The 16951-nt window shown below is 37.7% G+C and carries 17 protein-coding genes; 13 read left to right on the top strand and 4 right to left on the bottom strand.

The features are described from left to right. Nucleotide 1: 1 nt before the first annotated feature. From HMPREF3279_RS05410 to ndk, 7 genes are read left to right on the top strand one after another with little or no spacing between them, the layout of a single operon-like run. On the top strand, nucleotides 2-1213 hold the full coding sequence (locus tag HMPREF3279_RS05410) for a DegT/DnrJ/EryC1/StrS family aminotransferase (protein ID WP_070868307.1): 1212 nt from the start codon (nucleotides 2-4) through the stop codon (nucleotides 1211-1213). Nucleotide 1214: 1 nt separating this feature from the next. Next, nucleotides 1215-1802 (top strand): sugar transferase, encoded by a 588-nt coding sequence (locus tag HMPREF3279_RS05405; protein ID WP_070868353.1) that lies wholly within the window; start codon nucleotides 1215-1217, stop codon nucleotides 1800-1802. Nucleotides 1803-1836: 34 nt separating this feature from the next. Further along, nucleotides 1837-3732 carry a nucleoside-diphosphate sugar epimerase/dehydratase gene (locus HMPREF3279_RS05400; RefSeq protein WP_070868306.1) on the top strand — a complete coding sequence of 632 codons (1896 nt, stop codon included), beginning with the start codon at nucleotides 1837-1839 and terminating at the stop codon, nucleotides 3730-3732. 5 nt (nucleotides 3733-3737) lie between these two features. Continuing rightward, nucleotides 3738-4988, top strand: a complete 1251-nt coding sequence (locus HMPREF3279_RS05395; protein ID WP_049364800.1) for an O-antigen ligase family protein — start codon at nucleotides 3738-3740, stop codon at nucleotides 4986-4988. Between the two features lie 15 nt (nucleotides 4989-5003). Then, a complete protein-coding gene (rfbB, locus tag HMPREF3279_RS05390; RefSeq protein ID WP_070868305.1) occupies nucleotides 5004-6017 on the top strand; it encodes a dTDP-glucose 4,6-dehydratase in 1014 nt (337 codons plus the stop codon). 18 nt (nucleotides 6018-6035) lie between these two features. Next, a complete protein-coding gene (gene pepB / locus HMPREF3279_RS05385; RefSeq protein WP_070868304.1) occupies nucleotides 6036-7337 on the top strand; it encodes an aminopeptidase PepB in 1302 nt (433 codons plus the stop codon). 10 nt (nucleotides 7338-7347) lie between these two features. Beyond that, entirely contained in the window at nucleotides 7348-7767 is a 420-nt protein-coding gene (gene ndk, locus HMPREF3279_RS05380) for a nucleoside-diphosphate kinase (protein WP_070868303.1), read from the top strand. Nucleotides 7768-7814: 47 nt separating this feature from the next. Here ndk and HMPREF3279_RS05375 read toward each other — a convergent pair whose 3' ends face one another. The 4 genes from HMPREF3279_RS05375 to HMPREF3279_RS05360 all read right to left on the bottom strand — a co-directional run bounded on the left by HMPREF3279_RS05375 (nucleotide 7815) and on the right by HMPREF3279_RS05360 (nucleotide 12541). After that, complete coding sequence (locus HMPREF3279_RS05375; RefSeq protein WP_070868302.1) at nucleotides 7815-8546, bottom strand: ABC transporter ATP-binding protein; 732 nt, start codon at nucleotides 8544-8546, stop codon at nucleotides 7815-7817. Beyond that, nucleotides 8539-9516, bottom strand: a complete 978-nt coding sequence (locus tag HMPREF3279_RS05370) for a FecCD family ABC transporter permease (protein ID WP_070868301.1) — start codon at nucleotides 9514-9516, stop codon at nucleotides 8539-8541. Before HMPREF3279_RS05370 ends, HMPREF3279_RS05375 begins: the two co-directional genes overlap by 8 nt. Before the next feature lie 228 nt (nucleotides 9517-9744). Next, nucleotides 9745-10530, bottom strand: a complete 786-nt coding sequence (locus HMPREF3279_RS05365; protein WP_070868300.1) for a substrate-binding domain-containing protein — start codon at nucleotides 10528-10530, stop codon at nucleotides 9745-9747. Between the two features lie 73 nt (nucleotides 10531-10603). After that, nucleotides 10604-12541: a TonB-dependent receptor plug domain-containing protein gene (locus tag HMPREF3279_RS05360; protein WP_070868299.1), complete on the bottom strand. Its 1938-nt coding sequence runs from the start codon at nucleotides 12539-12541 to the stop codon at nucleotides 10604-10606. 227 nt (nucleotides 12542-12768) lie between these two features. Between HMPREF3279_RS05360 and glyQ the strand changes: the two genes are divergently transcribed. Genes glyQ through HMPREF3279_RS05330 form a run of 6 tightly spaced genes read left to right on the top strand, consistent with a single transcriptional unit; the run spans nucleotide 12769 to nucleotide 16735 of the window. Next, on the top strand, nucleotides 12769-13677 hold the full coding sequence (gene glyQ / locus HMPREF3279_RS05355; protein ID WP_005695296.1) for a glycine--tRNA ligase subunit alpha: 909 nt from the start codon (nucleotides 12769-12771) through the stop codon (nucleotides 13675-13677). 53 nt (nucleotides 13678-13730) lie between these two features. Then, nucleotides 13731-14381, top strand: a complete 651-nt coding sequence (locus tag HMPREF3279_RS05350) for an FABP family protein (RefSeq protein ID WP_070868298.1) — start codon at nucleotides 13731-13733, stop codon at nucleotides 14379-14381. Beyond that, entirely contained in the window at nucleotides 14381-14638 is a 258-nt protein-coding gene (locus HMPREF3279_RS05345) for a hypothetical protein (RefSeq protein ID WP_070868297.1), read from the top strand. The genes HMPREF3279_RS05350 and HMPREF3279_RS05345 overlap by 1 nt, the downstream gene beginning before the upstream one ends. 4 nt (nucleotides 14639-14642) lie before the next feature. After that, nucleotides 14643-15089 (top strand): hypothetical protein, encoded by a 447-nt coding sequence (locus HMPREF3279_RS05340; protein WP_049384805.1) that lies wholly within the window; start codon nucleotides 14643-14645, stop codon nucleotides 15087-15089. Between the two features lie 9 nt (nucleotides 15090-15098). Beyond that, a complete protein-coding gene (locus HMPREF3279_RS05335; RefSeq protein WP_070868296.1) occupies nucleotides 15099-16364 on the top strand; it encodes a histidine-type phosphatase in 1266 nt (421 codons plus the stop codon). A 5-nt stretch (nucleotides 16365-16369) separates the two neighbouring features. Further along, nucleotides 16370-16735 (top strand): endonuclease domain-containing protein, encoded by a 366-nt coding sequence (locus HMPREF3279_RS05330; protein WP_070868295.1) that lies wholly within the window; start codon nucleotides 16370-16372, stop codon nucleotides 16733-16735. Nucleotides 16736-16951 lie beyond the last annotated feature (216 nt).

Here is a 16951-nt window from a genome sequence, read left to right as displayed (position 1 = left end):
CATGAAAATTCCATTTTCTCCTCCATATGTTAATGAAGATGTAATCAATGAAGTTGTAGATTCTTTACGTTCAGGCTGGATTACCACAGGACCTAAAGTTAAAGCTTTAGAAGAAGAAATTAAGCAATTCTCCGGGGCCAAAGAAGTGCTTTGTGTAAACTCTTGGACTTCTGCAGCGATTATGATGCTTCGCTGGTTCGGCGTAAAAGAAGGTGATGAGGTGATTGTACCTGCTTACACTTATAGTGCAACAGCTTTAGCGGTGTTACATGCAGGGGCAAAACCAGTAATGGTGGATACTTCAGAAGATTTTAATATTTCTTTGGATGCGATTAAAAAAGCAATTACACGAAGAACGAAAGCTATTATGCCTGTTGATATTGCGGGGTTCCCTTGCGATTATGATGAAATTATGGATTTAGTGAAATCATCAGAAATTCGACCGCTCTTTAAGGCTGAAAGCGAAAATCAAGAAAAACTTGGCCGTATTTTAGTATTAAATGATGCTGCACACTCTTTAGGTGCTTGGTACAAAAAGGGCATGAGAACAGGAAGTGAAACGGACATTGCTATTTTCTCATTGCATGCTGTAAAAAATGTTACAACGGCTGAAGGTGGTGCAATTTGTATTAACTTACCAGCACCTTTTGATAATGCTAAACTCTATGGTGAGCTTCGCCAAATGGCATTAAACTGTCAAACTAAAGATGCTTTCTCTAAGAGTAAAGCTGGTGGTTGGCGATACGATATTACTGGTCTAGGTATGAAAATTAATATGGCAGATGTGAATGCTGCTATCGGCTTAGCACAAATTCGTATCTATGAAGATTTATTGAAAGAACGTAAACGTGTTTTTGATACTTATGGCGAAGCATTTAAAAAATATGATTGGGCAATTTTACCACCATCAAAACAAGGTGAAAAAGAAACTTCATATCACTTATATGCTTTACGTATTAAAGATTTTACTGAAGCACAACGAGATGCAATGATTGATGAAATTGCTAAGAGTGAAGTAGCTGTAAATGTTCACTTTATCCCAATGCCAATGCTCACTTTATTTAAGAATCTAGGTTATAAGATTGAGGATTATCCGCAAGCATATAATAACTATAAATGTGAGATTTCTCTTCCTATTTATCCTCAATTAACAGATGAGCAAGTTAAATTTGTAATTGAAACTGTTGTGAATGCCTATAATAAGGTTAAGTAAAGTGATTCGTTTTTTTGATTTTATTCTAAGTTTAGTTGGGCTAGTTGTTCTAGCCCCTATTTTCATTGTATTAGCCATTTGGATTAAGATTGATTCAAAAGGTCCCGTCTTTTATAAGCAAGTTCGAGTTGGACAGAATGGTATCGATTTTGGTCTGTTTAAGTTTCGCTCGATGGTAGTTGATGCTGATAAAAAGGGGTTAATCACTGTAGGAGGTCGAGATCCTAGAATTACCCGTTCAGGTTATTTTATTCGTAAATATAAACTTGACGAGTTACCGCAACTGATTAATGTACTGCTTGGCGATATGAGTTTAGTTGGTCCTCGTCCAGAAGTAAGAAAATATGTTGAACTTTATACTGATGAACAACAAAAAGTACTTTCTGTAAAGCCGGGGATTACTGATTATGCTTCTATTGAGTATATGGATGAAAATGAAATTTTAGGGAAGTCTAATGATCCTGAAAAGACTTATATTGAAGAGATCATGCCTGAGAAGATTAAATATAATATGAAATATATTAATAATAAAAATTTATTTGAATATTTTAAGATTATATTGTTAACAGTATTGAAAATTGTACGATAGATAATTATTTAGGTTGCCTTTTAAGGATGTTACTATGATGTATTCGTTTATATTCGGAATGTCAAGATCAACGAAAAGAGTTATAAGTCTTTTTATTGATATTATCTTGCTTGTTTCCTCCTTTTTCCTTGCGTATTGGACTAGATTGGGTGGGATTGTAGCTTTTGATAACACTGAAATCTGGATGACGTTACTATGTACAATACTTATAACTCTTTTTACTTTTATCAAATTAGGGCTGTATCGAGCAGTACTGCGTTACATTTCTTTTAAGGCTTTAGCAATGGTGGCTGGAGGGGCTTTTGTTTCAGCTGTTAGCCTTATTTTCTTTTCTTTTTTTATTGGTTCAGATATACCTCGAACTGTTCCTATTATTTATTTTTCTTATGTATTCTTGCTATGTGGTAGTGCAAGGATGTTGATTCGCTATTATGTTAGTTTAATTTTAGATAAAGATAATGAATCTGTCTTGATTTATGGTGCGGGAACCAATGGGCGGCAGTTGGCAGTGCTACTTAAACATGCTTATCGTTATCGTATCAGAGGCTTTATTGATGATAATGTGAAATTACATGGTACTTATCTTTTGGGGAATAAAATATTTTCGCCAAATGATATTTCAAGGCTTGTTCAAAAATATAATGTTAAAGTTATTTTACTTGCAATTCCTAGTGCATCACGTAGTAAGCGTAAGGCGATTATTGATAGCTTAATTCCTCTTAAAATTAAGGTTCAGACCATTCCGGATATGGAAGAAATCTTGCAAGGAAATGCAAAAATTGATGAATTGCGAGAAGTTAATATTGAAGATTTATTGGGGCGTGAACCAGTATTGCCAAATAAAGATTTATTGCAAAAGAATATTCTTCATAAGGCCGTAATGGTAACAGGAGCAGGTGGTTCAATTGGCTCTGAATTATGTCGTCAAATTATTTTAAATGAGCCAAATATTTTAATTTTATTTGAAGTTTCAGAATTTTCTCTTTATTCCATTCATCAAGAGTTATTAGAGATTGCGAAGAAAAATAATGTCGTAAATACTAAAATTTATCCTGTTTTAGGAAATGTGCAAGATATTGAACGATTAGATCGTGTTTTATCTCATTTTAGTATTGATACTATTTATCATGCTGCAGCATATAAGCATGTTCCTTTGGTTGAGTATAATATGATTGAAGGTGTGCAAAATAATGTATTTGGTACATATAATGTTGCAAGATGTGCGGCAGAACATGGGGTTAAGTCTTTTGTTCTTATTTCAACAGATAAGGCTGTTCGCCCAACAAATGTAATGGGGGCGAGCAAGCGTATGGCTGAACTCTGCTTGCAGGCATTATCAGATCAATTGAAAGACTACCAAACTTGTTTCAGCATGGTTCGTTTTGGTAATGTATTGGGGTCATCAGGGTCAGTTATTCCATTGTTTAGAAAGCAAATTCTAAAAGGTGGTCCTATTACTATTACACATCCTGATATTATTCGCTATTTTATGACTATTCCTGAAGCAGCTCAGCTTGTTATTCAGGCTGGAGCAATGGCAAAGGGTGGTGATGTTTTCATTTTAGATATGGGAGAGCCAGTTAAAATAGTGGATTTAGCTAAAAACTTAATTCAATTATCAGGGCTTTCAGTTAAGGATGAAAACAACCCGAAAGGTGATATTGAAATTACTTATACAGGGTTGCGTCCAGGAGAGAAGCTGTATGAAGAATTGTTAATTGGCGGAGATAATGTTCGTAAAACAACCCATCCCCGTATTATGACAGCTGAGGAGGTTTATTTACCATTTGAACAATTATCTGAAGTGTTGTCTGAATTAGAGAATTCTTGCAAAGATGCCAATTATATTGCTATTCGTCAAACATTGCTAAATGCGCCTACAGGTTTTAACCCGACTACAGAAATTGTAGATGTATTATATAAGGACTGAGATTTATGCATAATATAGGAGTTTTCCCTAAGTTATTTATTAATGCATCTATATTTTTATTTTTTTCTTTACTTTTGGTGTTCCCTAAAGGATATAACTACGGCTCGACTGCTTTATTAATTTTAAGTGTATTGTTTTTGTGTTATTTACTCTATAAGAGAGTAAGTGTCTCAACAATAGTGAAGCAGAATAAAGCTATTTTTGTGGTGACTACTTTTTATTTTTTAGTTTCGCTTTTCTTTATTTTCTTCCATGGGGAAAAAATTAATCTGATTGATAATCCATTGAGAGCATTTTTATTTCTTTCTGTAATTATTTTTGTGGTTTATAGTTCGGTTAAATTTGATGTATTGCTTTATAGTATTCCTTTAGGGGCCTTTATTTCAGGTGTCATAGCACTCTATCAATATTATATTTTAAACCTAGAAAGTGCTTTTTATAGCCAAATGAAGATCCAGTCTGGAGATATGGCAATGTCATTGGGCTTATTTAGTTTTGTTATTGCATTTCATTTATTAGATATAAATAAAACGAAACTAGCAGTATTGGTAATCATTTCTGGAATATTTGGTATTTTAGCAAGCCTGCTTTCTTTTGCTAGGGGGGGGTGGATTGCCTTTCCATTAGTCCTGATTTTTTTATTTGCCTTATACAATTCTATTTTTTCTAAAAAAACTTTTGCCATTACTTTAATTACGATTTTGTTATCTTTCAGTTTACTTTCTTTGAATGATAAGGTTGCTGAACGAGTAGTTGTTATACAAAAGCAGTTACTTGCTTATGTTGGAGGCTATAAAATAAGTAAAGTTGATTCTGTCGGCGAGCGTTTAGATATGTGGTATGCAGGAGTTAAGGCGTTACAAGAACATCCTATCTTTGGATGGGGGAGTAGAGGTTTAGATGTTTATAAAAAATCCCTAGTAGAGAAGGGCGAAATTAATTCTGCATCAATTGGATATTCACATTTACATAATCAATTTATAGATGAATTAGCAAAGAAAGGGATAGTAGGAGGCATTGCCATATTGAGCATTTTTGTTACTCCTCTATACCTGTTCTACAGAAACGCAGTAGGACAGTTGAATAAAAGAATAAAATTTATTTCGATATTAGGTATTGTCCATGTACTATCAATGATTATTTATTGTATGAGTCAGTCATTTCTTGCGCATAATTCAGGAAATATCTTTTACTTCTTTGTTCTATTTTTATTTTATGCTTTCATGGTTAATGAAAGAGATACTACATCTGAATAAATAGAGCTTCCTTTTATGAGCAAAAGAATCCTCATCACTGGCGGTTCCGGCTTCATCGGTTCCGCCCTCATTCGATATATCATTAATCATACTCATGATTCTGTTATCAATGTTGATAAGCTGACCTATGCTACAAATCAATCATCCTTAAAAGATATAGAAAATAGTACTCGGTATGCTTTTGAAAAAGTTGATATCTGTGATCTTAAGTCGATAGAAAGCGTTTTCAAGAAATATCGGCCAGACTCGGTGATGCATTTGGCGGCAGAAAGTCATGTTGATCGTTCTATTACAGGAGCGGCTGATTTTATTCAAACCAATATTGTGGGGACTTATGCCTTGTTAGAGGTTGCTAAGAATTATTGGCATACCTTAGAGGAGGCTAAAAAATCTGCCTTTCGATTCCATCATATTTCTACTGATGAAGTATATGGGGATCTATCCCTTTCCGAGCCCGCCTTTACTGAATATTCCCCTTATCATCCTAGCAGCCCTTATTCAGCCTCAAAAGCAGCGAGTGACCATTTGGTACAGGCTTGGCATCGCACTTATGGTTTGCCGGTGATTATCACAAACAGTTCCAATAACTATGGGGCTTATCAGCATGCTGAAAAACTTATTCCTTTAATGATTTCAAATGCTGTGATGGGGAAGCCTTTGCCGATTTATGGTGATGGGCGGCAAATTCGTGATTGGTTATTTGTGGGAGATCATGTTCAAGCCTTATATTTAGTTTTAACCAAAGGTCGAGTCGGGGAAAGCTATAATATTGGCGGAAATTGTGAAAAAACGAATCTTGAAGTAGTTAAAATGATTTGTGAGTTACTCGAAGAACTGGTGTCAAATAAGCCTAATCACATTAAGTATTACGAAGATTTAATGACTTTTGTAAAAGACCGACCAGGTCACGATGTGCGATATTCATTGGATTGTTCTAAAATTCATGCAGAATTAGGTTGGCAACCGCAAATAACCTTTGAACAAGGACTTCGTCAGACGGTAAAATGGTACCTAGAGAATAATAGATAAATAAAGGAGAAGAACTACATGCAAATTACATTATCAACGGCTCCGGCTTCGGAGAGTTGGGGCAAAAATGCCATTTTAAGTTTTAATCAAGATCAAGCCGTTATTCACCTTAAAGATGATGAAAAATCGAATCTTGTTTTAGTTCAAAAAGCCGCACGTAAGTTACGTGGACAAGGCATTAAAGACGTTGAGCTTGTGGGCGATGCATGGGAATTAGGAAATTGCTGGGCATTTTATCAAGGTTTTTACTCGGCGAAGCAAGATTATTCGATTGAATTTCCTCATTTAGATGATGAGCCACAAGATGAATTATTAGCTCGTATCGAGTGCGGTGATTTTGTGCGTGGCATTATTAATGAGCCGGCACAAACCCTTACTCCGGTTAAATTAGCAGAACGCGCGGCAGAGTTTATTTCTAAACAAGCCGAAAATTATGTCGATAAAAGTGCGGTCAGTTTTCAAATCATTTCTGGTGAAGCGTTAAAAGAGCAAGGTTACCACGGGATCTTTACTGTGGGTCGTGGTTCTATTAATCCGCCCGCTATGTTGCAATTAGATTTTAACCCGACTAATGATCCAAATGCGCCTGTATTAGCCTGTTTAGTGGGTAAAGGTATTACTTTTGACAGTGGTGGTTATAGTATCAAACCAAGTGATGGCATGAGCACGATGCGTACTGATATGGGCGGCGCTGCATTATTAACGGGTGCGTTAGGATTTGCCATTGCGCACGGTTTAAATCAACGAGTAAAACTCTATCTATGCTGTGCGGAAAACTTGGTGAGCGGTAATGCGTTTAAATTGGGTGATATTATCACGTATAAAAATGGTGTAACCGCTGAAATTCTAAATACTGATGCGGAAGGTCGTTTAGTATTGGCGGATGGCTTAATTGAAGCCGATAGCCAAAATCCACAATTTATTGTCGATTGTGCAACCTTAACTGGTGCGGCGAAAGTAGCAGTCGGTAATGATTACCACAGTGTACTTTCTATGGATGATGCGTTAGTAAATAGCTTATTCCAAGCCGCTAAAGAAGAAAATGAACCATTCTGGCGTTTGCCTTTTGAAGCGTTCCATCGTAGCCAAATCACTTCTTCTTTTGCGGATATTGCCAATACAGGTACAGCGCCGGTTGTCGCGGGCGCAAGTACTGCAACGGCATTTTTATCGTATTTTGTGAAAAACTATCAACAAGGTTGGTTGCATATTGATTGTTCAGCTACTTATCGTAAATCAGGTAGTGATTTATGGGCGGTTGGCGCAACCGGAATTGGTGTGAAAACATTAGCAAATTTATTAGTAACGAAAGCAAGTTAAGTAGGATTTTATGACAGAACGTACTTTTTCAATTATCAAACCCGATGCAGTAAAGCGTCATTTAATTGGTGCTATTTTAGGGCGTTTTGAAGCACAGGGATTTCGTGTCGTTGCGCTTAAAATGGTGCAATTAACTAAAGAACAAGCGGAAGGTTTCTATGCGGAACACCAAGGTAAACCGTTTTTTGAACCGTTGGTGGAGTATATGCTCTCTGGTCCGATGGTGGTTTCTGTGTTGGAAAAAGAAAATGCCGTAAAAGATTACCGCACTTTGATTGGTGCAACGAATCCAGCTGAGGCGGCAGAAGGCACTATCCGTAAAGACTTTGCGTTAAGTCAGCGTGAAAACTCTGTTCATGGTTCTGATAGCGTTGAAAGCGCAAAACGAGAAATTGCGTATTTCTTCGTAGATTCAGAAATCCAACCATAATTCATTTCTATAAAAAAGCACTTAGTGAATCGCTAAGTGCTTTTATTTTATTGCTTTTCAATTTTTGAGATAGTCTTTTTCATTGGATCAATTTCAGCCCGAATATGAAAGGCTTTCGCTAAATTCTCCGCATTTAACACGGCTTGCGTTTCACCTACAGCTAACAATTTTCCTTTATCTAATAGAACAATTTCATCACAAAATTGATAAGCCAATGAAAGGTGATGAATGGCAACAACACACGTATGTTGTGGTGTGAGTGATTGAAGCTGTTCCATCATATCAATTTGATAATAAGGGTCGAGTGGCGCAATCGGTTCATCGACCAATAAAACAGGGGATTCTTTAATACAGCAGCGGGCGAGTTGTACACGCGCTTTCTCGCCGCCTGAAAGCTGTAGGAAAGGTTTATCGAGCAAATGAGTTACGGCAAATTTTTCTGAAAATGCTTGAATTTTTGACCGCTCTTTTTCTTTTGGTAACGGAGCTGCCAAGCCTAACGCAATCACATCATAAACGGATAAATCCCAATGAATTTGCGTATTTTGTGCAAGATAAGCAATGTGTTGGCTTTTTTCAGTTGCATTCATTTTGCTTAATGGCTGATTATCGAACCAAACCTCTCCTTGTTTTAGGGGCAAGATGCCTGCAATGGTTTTTAATAATGTAGATTTCCCCGCACCATTGGCGCCCATAATGCCAATCAATTTACCTGATGGAAGCGTACAGTTGATGTCATTTAAGCAATAGGATTGGGTGAGTTTTTCAATTCTAATCATAGATTTTTCTCTGTTGCGTTAATAACATCCAAATCAAGCAAGGGGCACCGATAAGTGCGGTCAATGTCCCGATGTAAATATGTGAGAACAGTGGGATATATAAAATGGCTAAATCGGCCAGTAACAGCAATAATGCCCCGATTAACGCACTGCTGAGGTAAAGCTGTGATGGGCGAGCTTTTAATAAAATACGGGCGAAGTGTGGCGCGATTAAGCCGATAAAGCCAATAGTACCGGTCTGTGGAATGGTCGCCCCAACTAATAAAGCCACACCAAAGGTAGTGATAAAAAAGCTACGTTTGGGATCAACGCCCATGGTACTCGCCGTTTCTTCACCAAAGGTGAGTAAATCTAAATATCGGCGAGTGTGGTATAAGCAGAAAATCCCTGCGAGAACAATCGGGAGTGAAATGAGCAGGGTATCTAATTTAGCCCACATCAATGAGCCTTGTAGCCAACGATAAAGTTCAGCTAATGCCCATGGACTTTCAGCGTTGGAGAGTAATAATGCAATTGCTGAACCAAGCAACATATTGACCGCTAAGCCACTTAGAATCATCATTGTGGTGCCGTAGTTTTTAGCGATCAAATACACGATGAAAAAGCTTAAAAGTGCGCCAATCACACCACCAGCTAAGAGCAGTGAAAATGGCACGGCAAAATAATAGAGGATAAATACACTAGCCGCTGTTGCACCAGAGCTACTGCCGAGTAAGCCTGGACTCGCTAATGGATTTTGGAAAATACCTTGCATTGCATTACCGGCAATCGCGAGACTTGCCCCTGTCAATAAAGCTAAACCAATGCGTGGAAAACGAATATCCCACAGCACCATCGAACGCATATCGGTGAGCACACCATCCGCATTTTTGAGATGAGCAAAGTCGCCGAGCTGATGATAAATTGCAAAGCCGCTAATCAACAGCAACGCGAAGAAAAGTGCGGTATTTAATTTTAGTGTTTTGGTCAATGATCAATTTCCTATGTAATCCAAATATCATTTGTTAATTTTATTTTGTCAAATCTCCCCTAACCCCTCTTTGCTAAAGAGGGGGATTATAGTGTCGGGATTTATAATTCTGATATTTTATTCTAATCATTTATACATAAAGACATATAAATATGTCATCTAGAGTTAATTTAATAATGGAATTCCCCTCTTTAGCAAAGAGGGGTTAGGGGAGATTTGTCAGCTACATTATTTTAACTGCTCATAAATCTTCTCCGCCCCTTGCCACACGCCGTGATCGAAGCAATAGGTATATTTCATCGGAATGCTTACAAGCGGTTGGTTTTTGAAAAAATCTTGCAACATAGGGTGGTGCAGTAATTCAGCTTGTGCATTGTAACCTTGTTTGTCTGTCAGTGAAATGAGCACATTGGGTTGGCTTAAAATCACTTTTTCTAACGAGAAATTTTGTGCGGTAAGAGGTGTTTTTAACGGTGTTAATCCGAGTAAATTTAACAGCACAGGATATTGCGGATAGTAACTCTCTACCACTCCTGTTTCCGACAAAATTAGTGTATCGGTAAGCGGTCGATTTAAGTGAAAGTTTTGCGATTTTAGTTTTGTTACTAAATCAGCCGCTTTTTGCTCATTACCCAGTTGTTTGCCTAAGTCTAGAATCAACGTAAATAATTCATCTGGCGTTTGTGGGCTGTCGTTAATGGGAATAATCTTCACATTGAGTTTTTTCAGCTCTGCGACTAATTGTGGATAAAAGGTTTCGTTAATCAGAATCGTTTTATCCAAATAGGGCAATAATTCCGTTAATTGCGGTTCTAGTACAGGTTTGTCGGTATTAATTTTATCCAACATCATCAACGGATTTTTTGAATAAGGTGACTGTGCAGCAATTTGTGAAGGCTCAGCCAGTTCAATAAGTAATCTGTCGCTGCAAAGCGTAAGCGAGACAAATTGTTCCGAAGCCTGTGCTGTAAACGGAAGACAAAGCGCGGTTAAAATTAAGCGAGTTTTTTGCATATAGATAATGATACGCTACGTCATCAATAATGTAAAAAGGCGTGCTAAGCACGCCCTTGTTAGTAGGTAATAATTAGAACGATCCTTTCAACCCAACGTAAACATTACGTCCGTCTTGGCCATAGCCTACAATGTTTTCGTATTTTTTATTGAATACGTTGTTTAAATTAGCATAAATATTTAGATTTTGAGTTAATTGATAATTTACGCCTAGATTTACTAAGGTATAAGATGGCATACGATAACGATCTCTATTATTATCAATACGTTTTCCCACGTATGAAACATTTACACTTGATCCTAGTTGTTCTGTAATTTGATAATTTAAACCAGCGTTTGCTGTATGTTTAGGGCGTCGGATAAGTTGCTTATCTTGACTATCTTTTGTTCCTGTATAAGTGTAATTTGCATAAGAAGTTAATTTGTCACTTAATTTTCCGTTATAAACTAATTCAATTCCACGAATTTTACTTGTACCATGCATGTTCATAGATTGATAGGTGCAAGATGTTCCCCAGCTAGTCGTAAAGCAAGTTCCAGGAAGTGCTTGCTCTGAAATAAGATCTTTTACATTACGTGCAAAATAAGTTACATCTAAGCTATGATTTTTATCATTTGACTCAATTAATAGTCCTATTTCACCACCACGACTTTTCTCTGGTTTAAGATTGAAGTTTGGAAGTGAGTAGCCAGTATAGCCAAAATATTCAACCACTGTTGGTGTTTGTGTGGCAGTCCCTAAACTTGCATGAGTACGAAAATTTGGTGACAAGCGATATGCTCCAGAAATACGAGTGTTAAATGCATTCCCGTATTGTGAGTTATCAATATATCGTCCACTCAGTGCGAAACTATGGTCATCTTTACTTAATAAACGATATTCCATTGCAACGCTTTTATCACTAATTTTTAATTTATCATAGGAATATTCGCTGCCTCGATAGTTGGCTTTATTATAATCAGCCAAAAGACTGACAGCTTGAGTAACACTTCCTTCTCGATCAAAATTAATATCTAATTGATAATTAACATCAGATTTTTTAGTATCGTAAGCGCTTCCATAAGAAGAAAATACATCACGATCTGTTTTCAGATGGCTGAAATTAAATTTATGTTTAAACAGGCTTTGCTCATTTCCTACGTAACCACTTAGTTTATATAGAGTTTCTCGTGTTCGGATTCTATCATCGGAGAGCTGATCGTTGGAGCTGCTATCATAGTGAACAGTTTGTGTTGAATGAGAACTCAAGAACTCTATACCTTTTTGGCTATCATCATAGCCAAGTCTGGCAGATACACCATCTCTATGGAATTTATCCCTTTCAGACGCAATTGAGGTTGGATTATAAATTGCAGCATTTTCACCTGTGTAAGTGAATTTGCGATCACTATAAGCTGAAATTCCACGAGTATGGTGGCTATCTCCATGAACAGAATAGTAGAAACCATTGTTGTAACCTGAGACAGTAGCACTACCGTCCACTGTACCGTGAGAACCAGTTCCTAAATCAAAATCTACGTTAAATAGCTTATCTTTGTATAAACCACTTTTAGTGGTGATATAAACCACTCCTCCCATCGCATCACTTCCCCAAAGTGCTGATTGTTCACCTCGTAAAACTTCAATGCGTTCAATGTTACTTAATGATAAACCTCCAAAATCAAAACCATATCCATTAACTGGATTAACTTTTATGCCATCAATAATAACAGCTGTTTGATTGGAATCTGCACCACGTAAGAAAAGGCTTGTCGCTGCACCTCGCCCTCCGCTAACTCCCATTGCTACGCCAGGTACGGTTTTTAATACATCACTCACATAAGTTGCATTACGTTCTGAAAAATCTTTCTCAGTTAAAACAGTAACAGATGAAGCGGTTTGATCTTGGTTTACTGGGGTAGCGTAAGCTGAATAAACATGAATGGGTTCAAGTTGAATTTCTTTTTCCTCAGCAGCCGCTAATGCTGGAATCGCTAATAAAATCGCTGAAGTAATCACATTTTTTTTCATTTTAAAATCCCTAGGATAAAAGTCTGTATAAAAACGCCAGCAGTTTACACATTTGAGGCTTGGCAAGCAAACCTATCATGATGAAAATAACTCATCATCAAAATGAATGAAATTTAAGAGAAATAAAAAATTTAAGGATTTTTCTGACCGCACTTTTTCGCCTTTATCAGCCTTATAGTTTCAAGTATAATGCCTGTATTTTTCATCACATTGTTATTAAAAAAATTATGAGTACAAAATTCAACGTAAAAACATTCCAAGGCATGATTTTAGCCTTGCAAGAATATTGGGCAAATCAAGGCTGTACCGTTGTTCAACCTTTTGATATGGAAGTGGGCGCAGGAACTTCTCACCCAATGACTGCATTGCGCGCATTAGGCCCTGAGCCGATGGCATTCGCTTATGTGCAACCTTCACGTCGTCCGACCGATGGCCGTTATGGCGAAAACCCGAACCGTTTACAACATTACTATCAATTCCAAGTAGTGATTAAACCGTCTCCAGACAACATTCAAGAACTCTATTTAGGTTCCCTTGAAATGCTCGGTTTTGATCCAACGCAAAACGACATCCGTTTCGTGGAAGATAACTGGGAAAACCCAACCTTAGGGGCTTGGGGTTTAGGTTGGGAAGTGTGGTTAAATGGTATGGAAGTCACCCAGTTTACCTATTTCCAACAAGTGGGTGGCTTAGAATGTAAACCCGTAACAGGTGAAGTAACTTACGGTTTAGAGCGTTTAGCCATGTACATCCAAGGCGTGGATTCTGTGTATGACTTAGTTTGGTCTGATGGCCCGCTTGGCAAAACCACTTACGGTGATGTGTTCCATCAAAACGAAGTGGAACAATCAACTTACAACTTTGAATACGCCGATACCGATTTCTTATTCTACTGCTTCGATCAATACGAAAAAGAAGCGAAAAGCTTATTAGAATTAGAGCGTCCGTTACCATTACCGGCTTACGAGCGCATTTTAAAAGCGGCACACAGCTTCAACTTGTTAGATGCACGCAAAGCGATTTCGGTCACAGAGCGTCAACGCTATATTTTACGCATTCGTGCATTAACCAAAGGGGTGGCAGAAGCGTATTATGCAAGCCGTGAAGCCTTAGGTTTCCCAGGTTGTAAAAAATAAGGCGAAAAACGACCGTACTTTAAGCATTAACCCAACGATATAAGGAGAAATTAATGAAAGATTTTCAATACCCAGATGATATCTACACGGAAGCAGAAACTGATCCTAATACACTCGCGAATTTAGGCCCATTGGCTAGATTAGCGGGTGTTTGGGAAGGTAAGCGTGGTGTGGATATCAACCCAAAAGCAGAAGGGCCAGAAAAAGATCCTTATATCGAGCGTTATGAAGCACACCCAACCGATGGTCAAACCAATGGCCCGCAACTCTATTATGGATTACGTTATCACGCCCATATTGTACAACCGGGCGAGGTTGAAACATTCCACGACCAAGTGGGTTATTGGTTATGGGAACCTGAAACAGGCAATATTTTATTAACAGGTAGCATTCCACGCGGCCAAACGTTTATTGCTGTCGGTAATGCACCGGCTGATGCCGAAGAGTTTACGGTAAAAGCGGTACGCGGTTCATTAACAAACGGCATTATTTCTAATCCGTTCTTAGAGCGTTCATTTACCACGGAAAGTTTTGAAATGACGGTGAAATTCCATGATGATGGCAGTTGGTCATATGATCAAACCACTATCCTGATTATCCCGAATTATGATGCCCCATTTGAACATCGCGATCGTAACCGCTTAACTAAAATTGGCGAACCGAAATTGAACCCAACTGCGGCAGCCGAACAAGAAGGTGAATAATGAAACCCATTCTTTATTATGCGGCAGATTGCCCAGATACAGCGCCATTTGTGGCAGAGTTAAAACGCTTGGGTGTGGATTATGAGTCAGTGGAAGTATTATCTTCCATTCCAAATTTGAAACAATGGTTGCGTTTGCGTGATCGTCACGCTGCATTTGATGATGCAAAAGCACAAGGCTATGCGGGCTTTCCGGCATTATTGTTAGAGGACGATCGTGTTATTTTAGATGAAGCCAAATTAAAAGAGATTTTTTAAAGTAATGAAGAAAGTCAGTTTTTTGCAATTTTTATTTAGAATTGGTGATGACTATTTAATGTTTTTGCGAAATTTAACACCCGCTGTGTTGTTTTTATCACTCGCGTTATTTATGTATTCTGAGCTGAATTGGACACATTGGGCGTGGAGTAATGTGCTCGTGCTGTTTTTAAGTTTGGCTTCAGGATTTATTGCACTCAGCGTCATGGCAATAAATACCGTTGCTTTTGTACGCAAGATGCTGAAAACCTTAAGAACACTAGGCGGAGAGAGCGAACTTGATGAAAATATTGGTACGCTCGCATTATTTAAAATGCTCTGGGTGGAGAGCAACAGTAAACAACTAATCTTTTTTGCGGTAGTCAATATTGTTGCAGTATTTATGGTGTTAGTTTACGGCACCAAATATGCCTTGAATTTTTATAGCTCAATTTCAACATTAAATGATTAAATCTCGAATATGAAAAAAATAACCCTAAAATTCACCGCACTTTTACTTGGTTTGACGCTTGCAAGCGGTGTATTTGCAACAGAAAATCGCCAAAACAAACAGAATGAAGATTACGAGCTTGAGAAAGTCTTAATTTTCAGCCGCCATGGATTACGCTCGCCAGTGGAAAAAGATCCACAAGAGATGGCAAAATATTCACCGTATGCGTGGGCGAAATGGGATGTGCCATCAGGTTATCTCACGGCAAAAGGAACGGTATTAGAAACCTATTTTGGCCAATATTTAGGTCAATGGCTTGCAGATAAAGGGTTATTAACAACTGAACGTTGTGCATCGGGTGAAGGTATTTTCGCTTATGCGAATGCAGTACAACGCACAGTTGCAACGGGGCAAGCGATTGTGGCAGGTGCTTTTGCCGGATGTAGTGTGCAATTACAACATCGTGGTGAAATTGGTTCAGAAAAAGATCCAATTTTTACTACAAAAGTCCATAACCCAAGTAAAGCTTTGATCGAATCAGCAAAAAATAATGTAGATTTAACCGCTTTACAGCAAAAATTAGCGCCAAATTATGCGCTATTAAGTGAAATTATCGATTACAAAAACTCACCAAACTGCTTGCAAAAAGGCGAGTGTGATTTAGGTGGAAAAGTCGGTGAATACAGCATTAAAGACGGAAAGTCGGTCAAGATTACTGGCTCTATCAGCACAGGAAAGAAAATAGTTAGTGCATTATTACTCGCTCATTATGTGGGTAAGCCTGATTCAGAAATTGCAAACGGTCGTGTGAATAGCCAAGACAAATGGCGTGCAATTGACGAAATAAAAAACGAATATTACCGCACGTTATTTAAAAATAACGAAGCGTTAGCACAAAATGCATCATACCCGCTATTGGCATTTATTCAGCAACAGCTAAATAGCAAAAATAAAATTAATTTATTGGTTGGACACGATTCTAATATTGTTGCTCTGCTTGCAGCACTAGGTGTTGAACCTTATGAATTAGATGATTCATTGGAAAATATCCCAATCGGTGGCAAGTTACTATTTGAAGTGTGGAAACACAAACCCAGTGGTAAGCTCAAATTTAAGTTGGATTATGTGTATCAAACCACCGATCAGCTGATTAACATCACGCCACTAAGTTTAGCGACACCACCAAACCAAACGGCATTAACCCTCAAGGGTTGTGAAAAAGATGAACATGGTTTTTGTGATTATGAGCAGTTTCAAAAGGTGTTGAGTGAAGGGATTGAGAACGGTAAGAAATAGCGTTCATGCAACCCTATGAAAAATACTTAAAAGAGAATTCGCAAAAATTGCGAGTGGATCAAACGAATGCGGAAAGAAAGCTATGGCAACGCATCAATCGAGATCAATTATTAAGTTTTCGATTTAATCGACAAAAGCCACTTTTAAGTTATATCGTTGATTTTTATTGTGCAAAAGCAAAGTTGATTATCGAATTGGACGGTAGTCAGCACTATGAACCTGATTATCAGGAAAAAGACGCATTGCGAGATGCAGAATTAAATTCACTTGGTTTTACGGTGATGCGATTTAGCAATGATGAAGTAATGTGTGAAATTGAAAGTGTAGTAGAGCAGATTTATTTGTTTTTGGAGAATATGAGGGCTGATTGAGTATGAGGTTGGATTAACTTCTGACAAATCTCCCCTAACCCCTCTTTGCTAAAGAGGGGAATTCTTTAGTAAATTGATTGTAACTGGCCCATTTACATTTTTAATTTCAATAGAGGTTAAATTATCTGCTTTCAAAAAAATGTTAAAGTAAAACATAGATATTTAACTCTGCAAAGATCCAATCCCCTCTTTAGCAAAGAGGGGTTAGGGGAGATT

The organism is Haemophilus sp. HMSC71H05, from assembly GCF_001838635.1.
Classification (GTDB): domain Bacteria; phylum Pseudomonadota; class Gammaproteobacteria; order Enterobacterales; family Pasteurellaceae; genus Haemophilus_D; species Haemophilus_D parainfluenzae_R.
This window is presented reverse-complemented; position numbering and strand designations above follow the sequence as displayed.